Below are 14,925 nucleotides of genomic sequence, written 5' to 3' on the forward strand. Positions count from 1 at the left end.
GTAACACATGACACGTTCATTGAAAAAAGGGCCGTTCTGCGACGCCCACCTGGTGAAAAAAGTTGAAACTGCGCAAGCAGTCAAAGACAAAAAGCCAATCAAGACTTGGTCCCGTCGCTCGACCATCATGCCGGATTTTATCGGTCTGACGATTGCTGTGCATAACGGCAAACAACACGTCCCGGTATATGTGTCCGAGAACATGGTTGGTCACAAGCTCGGCGAATTCGCGCTGACCCGTACGTTCAAGGGTCATGCTGCTGATAAGAAGGCTAAGAAATAAGGTCCGATGATGGAAACTAAAGCTACCCTCCGCGGCGTGCGCCTGTCGGCCCAAAAGGGCCGTCTGGTCGCCGACCTGATTCGCGGCAAAAAAATTGATCACGCGCTAAACATCCTGACTTTCAGCCCTAAGAAAGGTGCAGCCATCATCAAGCGTGTTCTGGAGTCCGCAATTGCGAACGCCGAACACAATGACGGTGCCGACATCGACGAGCTGAAAGTTACGACGATTTACGTGGAAAAAGGTTCGGTCCTGAAGCGCTTCACAGCGCGTGCAAAAGGCCGTGGCGATCGTATCTCGAAGCAATCCTGTCACATTTACGTGACTGTCGGAAACTAAGGAGTCACGATGGGACAGAAGATTCATCCAACCGGTTTTCGCCTTGCGGTTACACGTAACTGGGGATCTCGCTGGTATGCAGGCAATAGCAATTTTGCCCAAATGCTCGGCGAAGATCTGAAGGTTCGCGCTTTCCTCAAGAAAAAACTGAAGAACGCATCGGTCGGCCGCGTTGTTATCGAGCGTCCTGCAAAGAACGCACGCATCACGATCTACAGCTCGCGTCCTGGTGTTGTTATTGGTAAAAAAGGCGAGGACATCGAAGTACTGAAGTCCGCGCTGACTAAGCTGATGGGTGTGCCGGTTCACGTTAATATCGAAGAAATTCGTAAACCTGAAATCGATGCGCAACTGATCGCTGACTCGATCGCGCAACAGCTCGAAAAACGCATCATGTTCCGCCGCGCGATGAAACGTGCGATGCAGAACGCAATGCGTCTGGGCGCGCAAGGGATCAAGATCATGTCGTCCGGTCGTCTGAATGGTATCGAAATCGCACGTACCGAATGGTACCGCGAAGGTCGCGTGCCACTTCACACACTGCGCGCTGACATCGACTACGGTTTCGGCGAAGCTGAAACCACATACGGCATTATCGGCATCAAAGTCTGGGTTTACAAGGGTGATCGTCTGGCTAACGGCGATGCGCCGGTAATCGACGTCCCTAACGACGATGACAAGAAACGCCGTGGTCCACGTCGCGATGATGGCAAGCCAGCCGGTCGTCCACGTGCTAAAACTACAACGGCAGGTCCAGGTGCGCCAGTTGCGCGTCCGGCCCGTGCCAAGAAGCCGGATGGTGCTGCTGAAGGTGTTGCCGCTGTTGCTGCACCGGCTGAGAAAGCAGGAGAATAATCATGCTGCAACCAGCACGCAGAAAATATCGTAAAGAGCAAAAAGGCCGTAACAAAGGCATTTCGCATTCGCGCGGCACTGCCGTGTCGTTCGGCGAATTTGGCTTGAAAGCGGTTGGCCGCGGTCGTATCACCGCGCGTCAGATTGAAGCAGCTCGTCGCGCAATGACCCGGCATATCAAACGGGGTGGTCGTATCTGGATCCGCATTTTCCCGGATAAGCCAATTTCGCAAAAGCCTGCCGAAGTCCGCATGGGTAACGGTAAAGGTAATCCCGAGTACTACGTGGCTGAAATTCAGCCAGGTAAAATGCTGTACGAGATGGATGGCGTCGATGAAACTCTGGCGCGTGAGGCATTCCGTTTGGCTGCAGCTAAATTGCCATTGTTGACCACGTTCGTCGTGCGTCAAATTGGCCAATAATTGGAGTTAAACATGAAAGCATCTGAACTCCGCGACAAAGATCAAGCGGCCTTGACGAAAGAGCTGAACGAATTGCTGAAGGCGCAGTTTAGCCTCCGCATGCAAATCGCAACTCAGCAATTGAGCAATACGTCGCAATTGAAGAAAGTTCGTCGCGATATAGCGCGGGTCAAGACCGTGATCAATTCGAAGGGCGCCCTGTAATGAACGATCAAGTGAAACAAGCGCTCAAGCGCACGCTGGTTGGTAAAGTAGTGTCCGATAAGATGGACAAGACTGTTACTGTCCTGATCGAACGCCACGTCAAGCATCCTCTGTATGGCAAAATCATCGTGCGTACTAACAAGTACCATGCACATGACGAAACCAACCAGGCCAAGGAAGGCGACGTTGTCGAGATCCAAGAAGGACGTCCAATCTCCAAGACTAAAGCTTGGAGCGTGACACGTGTGGTACAAGTGGCACAAGTCCTGTAAGTAATGGTTGCGAGCCAAGCATTTTGATGTAATAATGCTTGGCTTCGCTCCTGTTGGCTTCCAACAAGAGCGGGCAAGAAAAAATAGCACCACCCCCGCAGTACATTTTTGTTCTAGCAAGAAGTTTTGGAAGTCGTCCACCTAAGCAGTGCGCTCAGCAGAGTTGCCCTGACAGGACCAAGACTGACCGTAAATCCGCATCGTGCGGCAGCGAGTTAAGTTGGGAAAGAAAATATTATGATTCAAACGGAAAGCCGGCTCGAAGTAGCCGACAACACTGGTGCACGCGAAGTCATGTGTATCAAAGTTCTGGGTGGTTCCAAGCGTCGCTATGCCAGCATTGGTGATGTGATCAAGGTTACCGTCAAAGTGGCAGCGCCACGTGGCCGCGTCAAAAAAGGCGAGATTTATAACGCCGTTGTCGTGCGGACCGCTAAAGGCGTTCGCCGTCAAGATGGTTCGTTGGTCAAGTTCGATGGCAATGCAGCAGTGCTGCTGAACGCGAAGCTTGAGCCAATTGGTACGCGTATTTTTGGACCAGTCACTCGTGAACTGCGCACTGAGCGCTTCATGAAGATTGTGTCGCTCGCGCCTGAAGTGCTGTAAGGAGTCGAGATGGATAAGATTCGGAAAAGCGACGAAGTAATCGTCCTGACTGGTAAAGACAAGGGCAAGCGCGGTGTTGTAAAGCAACGCGTTGATGCTAATCACGTCGTCGTAGAGGGTGTCAACGTTGCTAAAAAAGCGACCAAGCCAAACCCGATGACTGGTGTAACTGGTGGCATCATTGACAAGCTGATGCCAATTCACGTGTCAAATGTTGCGTTGTTCAACGCTGCAACTGGCAAGGCAGATCGCGTTGGTTTTAAAGATGTGGACGGCAAGAAAGTCCGCGTTTTCAAGTCCAGCGGCGAAGTTGTTAAGGTTTAAGAGATCATGGCCCGTCTCCAAGAATTCTATAAAGATAAAGTCGTTACCGACCTGACAGCGAAATACGCTTACAAGTCCGTAATGGAAGTGCCGCGCATCCTGAAGATCACCCTGAACATGGGTCTGTCGGAAGCGATTGCGGACAAGAAAATCATTGAACACGCTGTTGGCGATTTGACCAAGATTGCAGGTCAGAAGCCAGTCGTGACCAAGGCACGGAAGGCTATCGCGGGTTTCAAGATCCGTGAAGGCTATCCAATCGGTTGCATGGTTACATTGCGTGGCGCTCATATGTACGAGTTTCTGGATCGCCTGATCACAGTCGCGCTGCCGCGCGTTCGTGACTTCCGTGGCGTCTCCGGTCGTGCATTTGACGGTCGTGGTAACTACAATATCGGCGTGAAAGAGCAGATCATTTTCCCCGAAATTGAATACGACAAGATTGATGTGTTGCGTGGTATGAATATCAGTATCACGACGACTGCAAAGACCGACGACGAAGCAAAATCGCTTCTCGCCGCATTTAAATTTCCGTTCAGAAACTGAGGTTGCCATGGCAAAACTGGCACTGATTAACCGTGAACAAAAGCGCGCTGACCTGGTAAAAAAATACGCCGGTAAGCGTGCCGAGTTAAAGGCAATCATTGATGACCAATCGAAGTCGGAAGAAGAGCGCTACGAAGCTCGCTTGAAATTGCAAGCGCTGCCACGTAACTCGGCTCCGACCCGTCAACGTAATCGTTGCTCCCTGACTGGTCGTCCACGTGGCACTTTCCGCAAGTTCGGTCTGGGCCGTATTAAGCTCCGTGAAATCGCCATGCGTGGCGAAATTCCGGGTATGACTAAAGCAAGCTGGTAATAGGAGAATATGCAATGAGTATGAGCGATCCTATCGCCGATATGCTGACCCGTATCCGCAATGCGCAAGTAGTTCACAAGACAACCGTGGCAATGCCATCGTCGAAGGTCAAGATTGCGATTGCCAACGTCCTCAAGGACGAGGGTTACATTGAAGATTTCGCTGTCGCAGAAGAAGGCGGCAAAGCGGAACTCAAAATCGGTTTGAAGTATTACGCCGGCCGTCCTGTTATCGAACGTCTTGATCGCGTATCCCGTCCAGGGCTGCGGATCTACAAGGGCAAAGATGACATCCCTAACGTGATGAACGGCTTAGGTGTGGCAATTATTTCGACACCTGCTGGTGTCATGACGGACCGCAAAGCGCGCGCAACCGGTGTCGGTGGCGAAGTTATTTGCTACGTCGCCTAAGGAGTGCAATATGTCACGTGTAGGTAAAATGCCGATTGCACTGCCGACTGGCGCGGAAGCGACCATTACAGCAGCGCAGATCACAGTCAAGGGCCCATTGGGCTCGCTTTCCCAGGCTTTGAATGGCCTGGTAAAAATCGAAAACAACAACGGCACGCTGAATTTCGCGGCCGCTGACGACAGCCGCGAAGCCAATGCGATGTCCGGCACATTGCGTGCTCTGGTCAACAACATGGTCAACGGCGTAACCAAGGGCTTCGAAAAGAAGCTGAACCTGGTTGGAGTGGGTTTTCGCGCGCAAGCTCAAGGTGACAAGTTGAACCTGTCGCTCGGTTTTTCGCATCCTGTTGTGCACCAGATGCCAGAAGGCGTCACAGTGGCAACACCGACGCAGACCGAAATCCTGATCAAGGGTATCGACAAGCAACGTGTTGGTCAGGTTGCTGCAGAAGTTCGTGCTTACCGCGAACCTGAGCCTTATAAGGGCAAGGGCGTTCGTTACTCGGACGAAGTGGTAATCCTTAAAGAAACCAAGAAGAAGTAATAGGGGTTGACGATGGATAAGAAACAATCACGTCTGCGCCGTTCACGCCAAACGCGTGCCAAGATCGCAGAGTTAAAGGTGAACCGCCTGGCAGTGCATCGTACCAACTTGCACATTTACGCCAGCATCATCGGCCCTGACGCTAAAGTGCTGGCTTCGGCCTCCACACTGGAAGCTGAAGTACGTGCAGAACTGGCCGGCAAGTCCGGTGCAGGCGGCAATACAGCAGCTGCATCTCTGGTTGGCAAGCGCGTTGCCGAGAAGGCACTGAAAGCTGGAGTTACCGAAGTTGCGTTTGATCGCTCCGGTTTCCGTTACCACGGCCGCGTCAAGGTGCTGGCAGATGCCGCCCGTGAAGCCGGTCTGAAGTTCTAAGGAAGAATCGTCATGGCAAAAATGCAATCAAAAATGCAAAGCGATAAGCCGGATGATGGCATGCGCGAAAAAATGATCGCGGTCAACCGTGTGACCAAAGTGGTCAAGGGTGGTCGTATCATGGGTTTCGCAGCATTGGCTGTTGTTGGTGATGGCGATGGCCGTATCGGCATGGGCAAGGGCAAATCGAAAGAAGTGCCGGTCGCTGTGCAGAAGGCTATGGAAGAAGCCCGTCGCAAGATGATCAAGGTAACGCTCAAGAACGGTACTCTGCAACACGCTATTTCCGGCAAGCACGGCGCGTCATCGGTTTTGATGCTGCCAGCTAAAGACGGTACTGGTGTTATTGCCGGCGGTCCAATGCGCGCAATTTTTGAAGTACTGGGCGTGACGAACGTTGTGGCCAAGTCCACAGGTTCCACCAATCCGTACAACATGGTTCGTGCAACTTTGAACGGCTTGTCAAAAATGAACACTCCATCGGAAATCGCCGCCAAGCGTGGCAAGTCCGTTGAAGAAATTCTGGGCTAAGGTGATCAAAATGACAAAGACTGTAAAAGTACAACTGGTCAAGGGTTTGATCGGCACGCGCGAAACGCATCGCGCAACAGTTCGCGGCCTGGGCCTGCGTCGTGTCAATTCGGTTTCCGAATTGCAAGACACACCAGCTGTGCGCGGCATGATCAATAAAGTGTCCTATCTTGTGAAAGTGGTGTCGTAAGCTTCGGCTTGCGAACGGAGCAAATTATGGAATTGAATACTATTCAACCTGCAGATGGCGCCAAGCACTACAAGCGTCGCGTCGGTCGTGGTATCGGCTCGGGCCTGGGTAAGACAGCCGGCCGCGGTCACAAGGGTCAAAAATCGCGTTCGGGCGGTTTCCACAAAGTAGGTTTCGAAGGTGGTCAGATGCCTTTGCAACGTCGTTTGCCAAAACGCGGCTTCAAGTCGATGGCAACGCCGTACAAAGCAGAAGTTCGCTTGTCGGACCTGGAAAACCTGCCGGTAACTGAAGTAGATATCCTGGTGTTGAAGCAAGCTGGCGTGATCGGCGAGCTGGCACGCGTGGTACGCGTCATCCTGTCGGGCGAAGTCACCAAGAAATTTACGCTCAAGGGCTTGATCGCTACCAAGGGTGCAAAAGCTGCGATTGAAGCGGCCGGCGGATCGGTTGCTTAATTTGTCGTTCTAACTCGTAGCAATGGAGCAATAAGTGGCGACTTCACCCCAACTTGCAAAGAGTGCTGCGAGCGGCTTCCCATGGGGCCGTCTGTGGTTCTTGCTTGCTGCATTGGTTGTATATCGTATTGGTGCTCACATTCCTGTACCGGGAATTGATCCATCGCAGTTGGCGCAATTGTTCAAGCAGCACCAGGGCGGCATTCTGGGCATGTTCAACATGTTCTCTGGTGGTGCGTTGTCGCGGTTCACCGTGTTCGCGCTGGGTATCATGCCGTATATCTCGGCATCGATCGTGATGCAATTGATGTCGATTGTGTCACCTCAGCTAGAAGCGTTGAAGAAAGAGGGCGAGTCCGGTCGTCGCAAGATTACCCAGTACACCCGTTACGGTACGCTGCTGCTGGCGACGTTTCAGGCCCTGGGGATTGCGGTAGCCCTGGAATCGCAACCTGGCCTGGTGCTGGATGCCGGCCTGGCTTTTCGCTTCACCACAGTTGTGACGCTGGTAACAGGAACGATGTTTTTGATGTGGTTGGGTGAGCAGATTACTGAGCGTGGTCTCGGTAACGGTATCTCGATCATCATCTTTGCAGGTATTGCAGCTGGCTTGCCAAATGCGATCGGTGGTTTGTTCGGTCAGGTAAGTACCGGTTCCATGAGTCCCGTGTCGGCGATTTTGATTTGTTTGATCGCGGCCGGCGTGACATATCTGGTGGTATTTATCGAACGTGGCCAACGCAAGATTCTGGTGAATTACGCGAAACGCCAGGTAGGCAACAAGATTTATGGCGGCCAAAGTAGTCATTTGCCGCTGAAGCTGAACATGGCTGGTGTAATTCCTCCAATCTTCGCTTCCTCGATCATCTTGTTTCCTGCGACAATCACGAGTTGGTTTACTTCCGGTGATTCAACCAATCCGGTAGTCAACTTCCTCAAGGATATGGCGGCTTCACTGGCGCCAGGCGAGCCGATTCATGCTCTGCTGTATGCGATAGCGATTGTGTTCTTCTGCTTTTTCTATACAGCGTTGGTATTTAACAGCAAAGAAACAGCTGACAACCTGAAGAAGAGCGGAGCGTTTGTACCAGGGATTCGTCCAGGCGAGCAGACAGCACGTTATATCGACAAGATCCTGATGCGTTTGACACTGGTTGGCGCGGTTTATATTACGGTTGTTTGTTTGGTTCCGGAATTTCTGATCGCCCGCTGGAAAGTACCGTTTTATTTTGGTGGTACATCGCTGTTGATTATCGTAGTGGTCACCATGGATTTCATGGCGCAAGTACAGAATTACGTGATGTCGCAGCAATATGATTCGCTGCTTCGTAAGGCAAATTTCAAGGGCGGCGTTTCGACACGCTAAGTGTTGCAACGAACGACCAAAGGAACCAGTAGACCGAATGGCAAAAGACGACGTTATCCAGATGCAAGGTGAGATTCTTGAGAATCTCCCCAATGCAACATTTAGAGTCAAGTTGGAAAACGGACATATCGTCCTCGGTCATATTTCTGGCAAGATGCGCATGAACTATATTCGCATCCTCCCAGGAGATAAGGTGACGGTAGAATTGACACCTTATGATTTAAGCCGGGCACGGATTGTGTTCCGTACCAAGTAACTTTTAGTATAGAAAGAAGACGAAAATGAAAGTGCTCGCATCAGTCAAGCGCATCTGCCGCAACTGTAAGATCATTAAGCGCAAAGGCGTGGTTCGCGTCATTTGTACAGAGCCGCGCCATAAACAGCGCCAAGGTTAATTAACGTTATTGATCGAGGAATAACGAATGGCACGTATTGCAGGGGTAAACATCCCCAATCATCAGCACACCGTTATCGGCTTGACAGCCATCTACGGTGTTGGCCGCCCACGCGCAAAAGAAATTTGCGAAAGCACGGGTATTTTGACTACGAAGAAGATCAAAGATCTCGACGATAACGAGCTGGAAAAGCTGCGCGACGAAATTGCAAAATTCGTCGTCGAAGGTGACCTGCGTCGTGAACTGTCGATGAACATCAAGCGTTTGATGGATCTGGGTTGCTATCGTGGTATGCGTCATCGCAAAGGCTTGCCTTGCCGTGGCCAACGTACTCGTACCAATGCACGTACCCGCAAGGGCCCGCGCAAAGCCGCTCAATCGCTGAAGAAATAATTAAGCTGCCACGGTCTCGTGGCAACTGATTGTTTTTAGGTAGTCGGATTCTAGGAAATTATTATGGCAAAGTCCCCAAATAACGCCGCAGCAGCACGTGTGCGTAAAAAAGTTAAAAAGAACGTTGCTGAAGGCATCGCGCACATCCACGCGTCTTTCAACAACACCATCATCACGATTACCGATCGTCAAGGTAATGCGTTGTCGTGGGCGACATCTGGTGGCGCTGGCTTTAAAGGCTCCCGCAAGTCGACTCCATTTGCAGCGCAGGTTGCAGCCGAAGCCGCTGGTAAAGTGGCCGTGGAATGTGGTGTAAAGAACCTGGAAGTGCGTATCAAGGGCCCAGGTCCTGGTCGTGAGTCCGCTGTTCGTGCGTTGAACAACCTGGGTATCAAGATCACCCAGATTCAAGATGTTACCCCAGTACCGCATAACGGTTGCCGCCCTCCAAAGCGTCGTCGTATCTAATCTGTACAGATTTCGCTATTGTCTGGCAATAGCGTATGCAAGTGACCCGCCAATGACCTTGGCGGGTTTTGTTCTTAAGCCCACTGTCTGGTTGAAGGTAAATCAGACTAGCGCCAGGCCGGCGTTGTTCACTCAGATTCTGGCCGCAAAAGGCAGTAATGCCCCGGCGTCATATTTTTAAAAGGAAGCATCGTGGCACGTTATATCGGACCTAAAGCAAAACTTTCCCGCCGTGAAGGTACGGACCTGTTCCTGAAGAGCGCACGCCGCTCGCTGGATTCCAAGTGCAAGCTGGATTCCAAGCCAGGTCAACATGGCCGCACATCTGGTGCACGTACCTCCGACTACGGTAACCAATTGCGCGAAAAGCAAAAAGTTAAGCGTATGTACGGCATTCTGGAACGTCAGTTCCGTCGTTATTTCGCAGAAGCGGACCGTCGCAAGGGCAACACCGGCGAAACACTGCTGCGTTTGCTGGAAGCACGTCTGGACAACGTCGTCTATCGCATGGGTTTCGGTTCGACCCGCGCTGAAAGCCGTCAGCTGGTTTCGCACAAAGCGTTCACCGTCAACGGCAACGTTGTCAACATCGCTTCGTACCAGGTCAAGACCGGCGATGTGATCGCTGTTCGTGAAAAAGCCAAGAAGCAAGTGCGTATCGTTGAAGCGCTGCAACTGGCCGAACAAGGTGGCATGCCATCGTGGGTTTCGGTTGATGCGAAGAAGATGGAAGGTACTTTCAAGTCCCTGCCAGACCGCAACGAAATCGCTAACGACGTCAACGAATCGCTGATCGTCGAACTGTATTCGCGTTAATTTTAGTTTTTCGGCCGCAGCTGGTTTCAGCTGCGGCCGTTTCATCAGGGTGCCTCTGACTATCCTAGCGATGGTCGGCGGCGCCCTTAATGCCATCAGCCTTATCGGTGTAACGAGCCGAGGGTATTGAAGAGGACATTTCATGCAAAACAGCTTGTTGAAGCCACGTATTATCGAAGTAGAAGCACTGGGTGCCGGCCACGCTAAAGTCGTGATGGAACCGTTTGAACGTGGCTACGGCCACACGCTGGGCAACGCACTGCGCCGCGTCCTGCTGTCATCGATGGTTGGCTATGCGCCGACTGAGGTGACCATCGCCGGTGTGGTTCATGAATACTCGTCACTCGACGGCGTGCAGGAAGATGTAGTCGATATCCTGTTGAACCTGAAGGGTGTTGTGTTCAAGCTGCATAACCGCGACGAAGTAACACTGACATTGAAAAAAGATGGCGAAGGCGCTGTGCTGGCTTCCGACATCGATCTGCCGCATGACGTTGAACTGGTCAATCCAGAGCACGTGATTGCCCACCTGACCGCCGGCGGCGCGTTGGACATGCAGATCAAGGTTGAAAAAGGCCGTGGCTATGTGCCAGGCAACGTACGTCGCCTGACTGAAGATGCCAACAAGACCATTGGCCGCATCATTCTGGACGCATCGTTTTCGCCAGTGCGCCGTGTTTCCTACGCCGTTGAATCGGCGCGTGTGGAACAGCGTACCGACCTGGACAAGCTGGTCATCAACATTGAAACCAATGGCGTGATCACTCCGGAAGAAGCGATTCGCCAATCGGCGCGCGTGCTGGTCGATCAGCTGAACGTGTTCGCTGCACTGGAAGGCACTGAAGCTGCTGCTGAAGCACCATCCCGCGCACCGCAAGTCGATCCTATCCTGTTGCGTCCGGTCGACGACCTGGAGCTGACAGTACGTTCGGCCAACTGCCTGAAAGCAGAAAACATTTACTACATTGGCGATCTGATCCAGCGTAGCGAAAATGAACTGCTGAAGACGCCAAACCTGGGCCGCAAGTCCTTGAACGAAATCAAGGAAGTTCTGGCATCCCGTGGTTTGACGCTGGGCATGAAGCTGGAAAACTGGCCGCCTGCCGGCCTGGAAAAGTAATATTTGTTGTTAGCCCGGGGGTGAGATAGAATCTCGCCCTTGGGTTTGTTTTAAGCCCGTTGTATCCATTGTTGCATTAATTTCAACCGGCCCGCGACCTGGCAACGCCAAAGTCGATCGAAGAGCTGGATGTAAACTCAAAAACTGAAAGGAATTACCATGCGTCACCGTCACGGCCTCCGTAAATTAAATCGTACTTCTTCCCACCGTCTGGCCATGTTGCGCAACATGACTGTTTCGCTGCTGCGTCACGAAGCAATCAAGACCACATTGCCTAAGGCAAAAGAACTGCGTCGCGTGATCGAACCGATCCTGACACTGGGCAAGACCGATACCCTGGCAAACAAGCGCCTGGCATTCGCCCGGCTGCGCGACCGCGAAATGGTCCTGAAGCTGTTCGCTGAACTGGGCCCACGCTACGCTAACCGTAACGGCGGCTACCTGCGCATCCTGAAAATGGGTTTCCGCGTTGGCGATAACGCGCCTATGGCTTACATCGAACTGATGGACCGTCCGGAAATCAGCGACGACGCTGAAGTACCGACAGCTGACTAAGCTTAAGTACCCAAGCTGCGTTAAAATCAAAAGCCAGGCCTAGCCTGGCTTTTTTGCATTCTGCGTGCTTGTTGCCCAGTCATGTGGCGTGCATGGTGTGCGCTGTAAGGATAGATCAAAGAGTTCGACTATGTCAGAAGCCTTGCTTATACTCACTAGCTTGCCCGATCTTGCCAGCGCGCAAGCCTTGGCGCAGCAACTGGTGGAACGCAAGCTGGCAGCCTGTGTCAATATCCTGCCGGCGGTGCAATCCGTGTATCGCTGGCAAGGCCAGGTCGAACAAGCGGTCGAAACGCCCCTACTGATCAAGACCGCGGCGCATCGCTACGCGGAGCTGGAAAGCGCGATCAGGGCTGTGCATCCGTATGCTGTGCCGGAAATTATTGCCTTACCGATTGTGGCCGGTTTGCCGGCCTACCTGGACTGGATTACCGCAGAAACCCAAAAGGACGTGAATGTTTAAGTCTCTCAAGCAATTGTCAGTGCTGTTTGTCATGCTGTTCGCCTTCACCCTGGCGCATGCCGATGAAGACGATTACCTGGCGCCGGAAGTGGCGTTCAAGTTTTCCGCCCGCATGGCCGACGCCAAGACCGCCGAAGTGACCTACGCTATCGCCGACGGCTACTATATGTACCGCGAGCGCTTCCACTTCAAGGCCGAAGGCGCTGCTTTAGGCGAGCCGCAGATTCCGGCCGGCACAGTCAAGTTCGATCAGACTTTCAACAAGAATGTCGAAACCTATCACCACAGTGTCACTATCCGCCTGCCGGTCGAAGCCAACGGCAGCTTCACGCTGATTTCCACCGGCCAGGGCTGCGCTGACAAGGGCCTTTGCTATCCTCCCATGGATTCCCGCATCAGCCTGTCGACCACCGGCGGCAACAGCGGCGGTGGCTTGCTGAGCGCCATCGGCATCGCCAAAGGCGCCAATGCGGCGATGGATACGCCGCAAGCACCGGCGGCCAGCGATGCCAGCCCGGCTGCCAACGCCACTCAGGCGGCCAGTGCGCTGCAATCGGCTGCGCCTGACTCGGAAAGCGGCCGCATCGAATCCTCGCTGAAGGGCGGCAAGCTGCTGGTGATCATGCCCTTGTTCCTGCTGCTAGGTCTGGGCCTGGCGTTTACGCCATGCGTGCTGCCGATGGTGCCTATCCTGTCTTCGATCATCGTCGGCGAAGGCACGCAAGTCAGCCGCAAGCGCGGTTTCCTGCTCTCTCTTGACTATTCGCTCGGCATGGCGGTGGTCTATACGGCGCTGGGCGTGGCTGCCGGGCTGGCTGGCGAAGGCTTGGCCGCTACCTTGCAGAATCCCTGGGTATTGTCGGCATTTGGCTTGCTGATGGCGCTGATGTCATTCTCGATGTTCGGCTTTTACCAGCTGCAGCTGCCGGCAGCGTTCCAGACCAAGCTGAGCAAGGCGTCCGATCAGCAGTCTGCCGGCAAGACGCTCGGTGTGTTTGTGATGGGCGCGATTTCGGCATTGATCGTCGGACCTTGCGTGGCGGCGCCGCTGGCCGGGGCGCTGGTGTACATCAGCCAGACACGCGATGTCACGGTCGGCGGCAGTGCATTGTTTGCGATGGCGGTCGGCATGAGCGTGCCGTTGATGCTGGTAGGGCTCTCGGCCGGTTCGCTGCTGCCGCGCGCCGGCGCCTGGATGGAATCGGTCAAACGCTTCTTTGGCGTGCTGATGCTGGCAGTGGCGGTGTGGATGGTGTCGCCGGTGATTCCCGCGCTGGCGCAGATACTGTGCTGGGCGGCTTTAGGTATCGGCTACGGCGCCTATCTGCTGTGGGATAAATCCTCTACCGCGTGGTTCGCCAAGGCCTTCGGCGTGGTATTCATGGTGGCAGGCGTGGTGCAGCTGGTCGGCGGCATGACCGGCGGACGTGACGTACTGGCGCCGCTGGCGCATCTGAGCGGCAAACAGGAAAGCGCCCATACCCAGTTCATCCGGGTCAAGTCGGTGTCGGAACTGGATGCGGCATTGACCCAGACCAACGGCAAGGCTGCCCTGCTGGATTTCTATGCCGACTGGTGCGTATCCTGCAAGGAGATGGAGAAATTCACGTTTACCGACCCACGCGTGCAAGCGCGCTTCGGCGAGATGGTTTTGCTGCAAATCGACGTCACCGCCAATAACGAAGACGACAAGGCGATGCTCAAGCGCTTCAATCTGTTCGGGCCGCCTGGCATCATCTTCTTTGACGGCCAGGGCCAGGAAGCACAACATGGCCGCGTGATCGGTTATCAGAATGCTGATAAGTTCCTGCAATCGCTGGCGGTTCTGGATACAAAAAAATAATCGCTAAGCCGGTGTGTGAACCTGAATGCTTCTAACCGCTGGTTATGTAGATAGTCGATAAAATTCTTTAAGCTATGGCGGCTGCAACGCTATAGTTTTAGTTCTACGCAAGCTGCTAACCCTGTGCAATCTAAAGGAGACTGAAATGACTTTACGCCTTGGCGACGCCGCCCCGGATTTTGAACAAGATTCTTCGCTCGGCAAGATCAATTTCTATGATTGGGCCGGCGATTCGTGGGTAGTGCTGTTTTCACATCCGGCCGACTTCACGCCGGTTTGCACCACTGAACTCGGCCTGACTTCCAAACTGAAATCCCAGTTTGAAGAGCGCGGCGTCAAAGTGATCGCGCTATCTGTCGACCCAGTCGATAAACATCAGGAATGGATCAAGGATATCAACGAAACGCAAAACACCGTGGTGGGTTTTCCGATCATTGCGGACGCCGACCGCAAGGTCTCGGAACTGTACGATCTGATCCATCCCAATGCCAGCGCAACCGCTACCGTGCGTTCATTGTTCGTGATCGATCCGGCCAAGAAAGTGCGCCTGACCATCACCTATCCCGCCAGCACCGGCCGCAACTTCGATGAAATCCTGCGTGTCATCGATTCCTTGCAGCTGACCGACAATTATTCGGTGGCCACGCCCGGCAACTGGAAAGATGGCGAGGATGTGGTGATCGTTCCATCGCTGCAGGATCCCGAGGTTCTCAAGCAGAAATTCCCCAAGGGCTTCAAGGCGATCCGTCCTTATCTGCGCCTGACGCCGCAACCTAATCGCGATTGATTTTGTGGTCGCCGGTATGAACGGCGAGATGGAAAAAAGCCCCGCCC

The 14,925-nt window shown here is 53.4% G+C and carries 27 protein-coding genes; all 27 read left to right on the forward strand.

Going from position 1 to position 14,925, the window contains the following annotated elements; genetic code table 11:
* Window positions 1–7 precede the first annotated feature (7 nt).
* Window positions 8–283 (forward strand): 30S ribosomal protein S19, encoded by a 276-nt coding sequence (gene rpsS / locus AC07V8_RS12595; RefSeq protein WP_014004397.1) that lies wholly within the window; start codon window positions 8–10, stop codon window positions 281–283.
* A 6-nt stretch (window positions 284–289) separates the two neighbouring features.
* Window positions 290–622: a 50S ribosomal protein L22 gene (gene rplV, locus AC07V8_RS12600; RefSeq protein WP_172656933.1), complete on the forward strand. Its 333-nt coding sequence runs from the start codon at window positions 290–292 to the stop codon at window positions 620–622.
* Window positions 623–631: 9 nt separating this feature from the next.
* Window positions 632–1,477, forward strand: a complete 846-nt coding sequence (rpsC, locus tag AC07V8_RS12605; protein ID WP_494678668.1) for a 30S ribosomal protein S3 — start codon at window positions 632–634, stop codon at window positions 1,475–1,477.
* A gap of 2 nt (window positions 1,478–1,479) precedes the next feature.
* The gene (gene rplP, locus AC07V8_RS12610; protein WP_061936379.1) at window positions 1,480–1,899 is read left to right on the forward strand and encodes a 50S ribosomal protein L16; all 420 of its coding nucleotides are present in this window, start codon (window positions 1,480–1,482) and stop codon (window positions 1,897–1,899) included.
* A 12-nt stretch (window positions 1,900–1,911) separates the two neighbouring features.
* Window positions 1,912–2,103 (forward strand): 50S ribosomal protein L29, encoded by a 192-nt coding sequence (rpmC, locus tag AC07V8_RS12615; protein ID WP_014004401.1) that lies wholly within the window; start codon window positions 1,912–1,914, stop codon window positions 2,101–2,103.
* On the forward strand, window positions 2,103–2,375 hold the full coding sequence (gene rpsQ / locus AC07V8_RS12620; RefSeq protein ID WP_014004402.1) for a 30S ribosomal protein S17: 273 nt from the start codon (window positions 2,103–2,105) through the stop codon (window positions 2,373–2,375). Before rpmC ends, rpsQ begins: the two co-directional genes overlap by 1 nt.
* 237 nt (window positions 2,376–2,612) lie before the next feature.
* On the forward strand, window positions 2,613–2,981 hold the full coding sequence (gene rplN, locus AC07V8_RS12625) for a 50S ribosomal protein L14 (protein WP_014004403.1): 369 nt from the start codon (window positions 2,613–2,615) through the stop codon (window positions 2,979–2,981).
* 9 nt (window positions 2,982–2,990) lie between these two features.
* Window positions 2,991–3,305: a 50S ribosomal protein L24 gene (gene rplX / locus AC07V8_RS12630; protein WP_014004404.1), complete on the forward strand. Its 315-nt coding sequence runs from the start codon at window positions 2,991–2,993 to the stop codon at window positions 3,303–3,305.
* Between the two features lie 6 nt (window positions 3,306–3,311).
* Window positions 3,312–3,851, forward strand: coding sequence for a 50S ribosomal protein L5 (gene rplE / locus AC07V8_RS12635; protein WP_038484668.1), 540 nt, complete (start codon window positions 3,312–3,314; stop codon window positions 3,849–3,851).
* A gap of 7 nt (window positions 3,852–3,858) precedes the next feature.
* Window positions 3,859–4,164: a 30S ribosomal protein S14 gene (rpsN, locus tag AC07V8_RS12640; protein WP_014004406.1), complete on the forward strand. Its 306-nt coding sequence runs from the start codon at window positions 3,859–3,861 to the stop codon at window positions 4,162–4,164.
* A gap of 14 nt (window positions 4,165–4,178) precedes the next feature.
* Complete coding sequence (gene rpsH / locus AC07V8_RS12645; RefSeq protein ID WP_014004407.1) at window positions 4,179–4,574, forward strand: 30S ribosomal protein S8; 396 nt, start codon at window positions 4,179–4,181, stop codon at window positions 4,572–4,574.
* Between the two features lie 10 nt (window positions 4,575–4,584).
* Entirely contained in the window at window positions 4,585–5,118 is a 534-nt protein-coding gene (rplF, locus tag AC07V8_RS12650; RefSeq protein ID WP_061936388.1) for a 50S ribosomal protein L6, read from the forward strand.
* Between the two features lie 12 nt (window positions 5,119–5,130).
* Window positions 5,131–5,493, forward strand: a complete 363-nt coding sequence (gene rplR / locus AC07V8_RS12655; RefSeq protein ID WP_041741098.1) for a 50S ribosomal protein L18 — start codon at window positions 5,131–5,133, stop codon at window positions 5,491–5,493.
* Between the two features lie 12 nt (window positions 5,494–5,505).
* Window positions 5,506–6,024, forward strand: coding sequence for a 30S ribosomal protein S5 (rpsE, locus tag AC07V8_RS12660; protein WP_014004410.1), 519 nt, complete (start codon window positions 5,506–5,508; stop codon window positions 6,022–6,024).
* Between the two features lie 10 nt (window positions 6,025–6,034).
* Window positions 6,035–6,214, forward strand: coding sequence for a 50S ribosomal protein L30 (rpmD, locus tag AC07V8_RS12665; RefSeq protein ID WP_061535113.1), 180 nt, complete (start codon window positions 6,035–6,037; stop codon window positions 6,212–6,214).
* Window positions 6,215–6,240: 26 nt separating this feature from the next.
* Entirely contained in the window at window positions 6,241–6,672 is a 432-nt protein-coding gene (rplO, locus tag AC07V8_RS12670; RefSeq protein ID WP_494678667.1) for a 50S ribosomal protein L15, read from the forward strand.
* 34 nt (window positions 6,673–6,706) lie between these two features.
* Window positions 6,707–8,038 carry a preprotein translocase subunit SecY gene (gene secY, locus AC07V8_RS12675; RefSeq protein WP_211442978.1) on the forward strand — a complete coding sequence of 444 codons (1,332 nt, stop codon included), beginning with the start codon at window positions 6,707–6,709 and terminating at the stop codon, window positions 8,036–8,038.
* A 37-nt stretch (window positions 8,039–8,075) separates the two neighbouring features.
* The gene (gene infA / locus AC07V8_RS12680; protein WP_014004414.1) at window positions 8,076–8,294 is read left to right on the forward strand and encodes a translation initiation factor IF-1; all 219 of its coding nucleotides are present in this window, start codon (window positions 8,076–8,078) and stop codon (window positions 8,292–8,294) included.
* 25 nt (window positions 8,295–8,319) lie between these two features.
* On the forward strand, window positions 8,320–8,433 hold the full coding sequence (rpmJ, locus tag AC07V8_RS12685) for a 50S ribosomal protein L36 (protein WP_014004415.1): 114 nt from the start codon (window positions 8,320–8,322) through the stop codon (window positions 8,431–8,433).
* 27 nt (window positions 8,434–8,460) lie between these two features.
* Complete coding sequence (gene rpsM, locus AC07V8_RS12690) at window positions 8,461–8,826, forward strand: 30S ribosomal protein S13 (RefSeq protein WP_061536897.1); 366 nt, start codon at window positions 8,461–8,463, stop codon at window positions 8,824–8,826.
* A 63-nt stretch (window positions 8,827–8,889) separates the two neighbouring features.
* Window positions 8,890–9,294, forward strand: coding sequence for a 30S ribosomal protein S11 (rpsK, locus tag AC07V8_RS12695; RefSeq protein WP_014004417.1), 405 nt, complete (start codon window positions 8,890–8,892; stop codon window positions 9,292–9,294).
* 192 nt (window positions 9,295–9,486) lie between these two features.
* Window positions 9,487–10,110, forward strand: coding sequence for a 30S ribosomal protein S4 (gene rpsD / locus AC07V8_RS12700; RefSeq protein WP_061936397.1), 624 nt, complete (start codon window positions 9,487–9,489; stop codon window positions 10,108–10,110).
* Window positions 10,111–10,252: 142 nt separating this feature from the next.
* Window positions 10,253–11,230: a DNA-directed RNA polymerase subunit alpha gene (locus tag AC07V8_RS12705; protein WP_061532025.1), complete on the forward strand. Its 978-nt coding sequence runs from the start codon at window positions 10,253–10,255 to the stop codon at window positions 11,228–11,230.
* Between the two features lie 159 nt (window positions 11,231–11,389).
* Window positions 11,390–11,785: a 50S ribosomal protein L17 gene (rplQ, locus tag AC07V8_RS12710; RefSeq protein ID WP_038484690.1), complete on the forward strand. Its 396-nt coding sequence runs from the start codon at window positions 11,390–11,392 to the stop codon at window positions 11,783–11,785.
* A gap of 130 nt (window positions 11,786–11,915) precedes the next feature.
* A complete protein-coding gene (gene cutA / locus AC07V8_RS12715) occupies window positions 11,916–12,248 on the forward strand; it encodes a divalent-cation tolerance protein CutA (protein ID WP_494678666.1) in 333 nt (110 codons plus the stop codon).
* A complete protein-coding gene (gene dsbD / locus AC07V8_RS12720; RefSeq protein ID WP_494678665.1) occupies window positions 12,241–14,091 on the forward strand; it encodes a protein-disulfide reductase DsbD in 1,851 nt (616 codons plus the stop codon). The genes cutA and dsbD overlap by 8 nt, the downstream gene beginning before the upstream one ends.
* Window positions 14,092–14,236: 145 nt before the next feature.
* Complete coding sequence (locus tag AC07V8_RS12725) at window positions 14,237–14,878, forward strand: peroxiredoxin (RefSeq protein WP_494678664.1); 642 nt, start codon at window positions 14,237–14,239, stop codon at window positions 14,876–14,878.
* Window positions 14,879–14,925: the final 47 nt, after the last annotated feature.

This window comes from Collimonas sp. GW821-FHT02H07, from assembly GCF_059421505.1.

Excerpts from the sequence above, each read along its gene's own strand:
- rpsS (WP_014004397.1), top strand. The coding sequence starts at position 8 with ATGACACGTTCATTGAAAAAAGGGCCGTTCTGCGACGCCCACCTGGTG.
- rplV (WP_172656933.1), top strand. The coding sequence starts at position 290 with ATGATGGAAACTAAAGCTACCCTCCGCGGCGTGCGCCTGTCGGCCCAA.
- rpsC (WP_494678668.1), top strand. The coding sequence starts at position 632 with ATGGGACAGAAGATTCATCCAACCGGTTTTCGCCTTGCGGTTACACGT.
- rplP (WP_061936379.1), top strand. The coding sequence starts at position 1,480 with ATGCTGCAACCAGCACGCAGAAAATATCGTAAAGAGCAAAAAGGCCGT.
- rpmC (WP_014004401.1), top strand. The coding sequence starts at position 1,912 with ATGAAAGCATCTGAACTCCGCGACAAAGATCAAGCGGCCTTGACGAAA.
- rpsQ (WP_014004402.1), top strand. The coding sequence starts at position 2,103 with ATGAACGATCAAGTGAAACAAGCGCTCAAGCGCACGCTGGTTGGTAAA.
- rplN (WP_014004403.1), top strand. The coding sequence starts at position 2,613 with ATGATTCAAACGGAAAGCCGGCTCGAAGTAGCCGACAACACTGGTGCA.
- rplX (WP_014004404.1), top strand. The coding sequence starts at position 2,991 with ATGGATAAGATTCGGAAAAGCGACGAAGTAATCGTCCTGACTGGTAAA.
- rplE (WP_038484668.1), top strand. The coding sequence starts at position 3,312 with ATGGCCCGTCTCCAAGAATTCTATAAAGATAAAGTCGTTACCGACCTG.
- rpsN (WP_014004406.1), top strand. The coding sequence starts at position 3,859 with ATGGCAAAACTGGCACTGATTAACCGTGAACAAAAGCGCGCTGACCTG.
- rpsH (WP_014004407.1), top strand. The coding sequence starts at position 4,179 with ATGAGTATGAGCGATCCTATCGCCGATATGCTGACCCGTATCCGCAAT.
- rplF (WP_061936388.1), top strand. The coding sequence starts at position 4,585 with ATGTCACGTGTAGGTAAAATGCCGATTGCACTGCCGACTGGCGCGGAA.
- rplR (WP_041741098.1), top strand. The coding sequence starts at position 5,131 with ATGGATAAGAAACAATCACGTCTGCGCCGTTCACGCCAAACGCGTGCC.
- rpsE (WP_014004410.1), top strand. The coding sequence starts at position 5,506 with ATGGCAAAAATGCAATCAAAAATGCAAAGCGATAAGCCGGATGATGGC.
- rpmD (WP_061535113.1), top strand. The coding sequence starts at position 6,035 with ATGACAAAGACTGTAAAAGTACAACTGGTCAAGGGTTTGATCGGCACG.
- rplO (WP_494678667.1), top strand. The coding sequence starts at position 6,241 with ATGGAATTGAATACTATTCAACCTGCAGATGGCGCCAAGCACTACAAG.
- infA (WP_014004414.1), top strand. The coding sequence starts at position 8,076 with ATGGCAAAAGACGACGTTATCCAGATGCAAGGTGAGATTCTTGAGAAT.
- rpmJ (WP_014004415.1), top strand. The coding sequence starts at position 8,320 with ATGAAAGTGCTCGCATCAGTCAAGCGCATCTGCCGCAACTGTAAGATC.
- rpsM (WP_061536897.1), top strand. The coding sequence starts at position 8,461 with ATGGCACGTATTGCAGGGGTAAACATCCCCAATCATCAGCACACCGTT.
- rpsK (WP_014004417.1), top strand. The coding sequence starts at position 8,890 with ATGGCAAAGTCCCCAAATAACGCCGCAGCAGCACGTGTGCGTAAAAAA.
- AC07V8_RS12705 (WP_061532025.1), top strand. The coding sequence starts at position 10,253 with ATGCAAAACAGCTTGTTGAAGCCACGTATTATCGAAGTAGAAGCACTG.
- rplQ (WP_038484690.1), top strand. The coding sequence starts at position 11,390 with ATGCGTCACCGTCACGGCCTCCGTAAATTAAATCGTACTTCTTCCCAC.
- cutA (WP_494678666.1), top strand. The coding sequence starts at position 11,916 with ATGTCAGAAGCCTTGCTTATACTCACTAGCTTGCCCGATCTTGCCAGC.
- dsbD (WP_494678665.1), top strand. The coding sequence starts at position 12,241 with ATGTTTAAGTCTCTCAAGCAATTGTCAGTGCTGTTTGTCATGCTGTTC.
- AC07V8_RS12725 (WP_494678664.1), top strand. The coding sequence starts at position 14,237 with ATGACTTTACGCCTTGGCGACGCCGCCCCGGATTTTGAACAAGATTCT.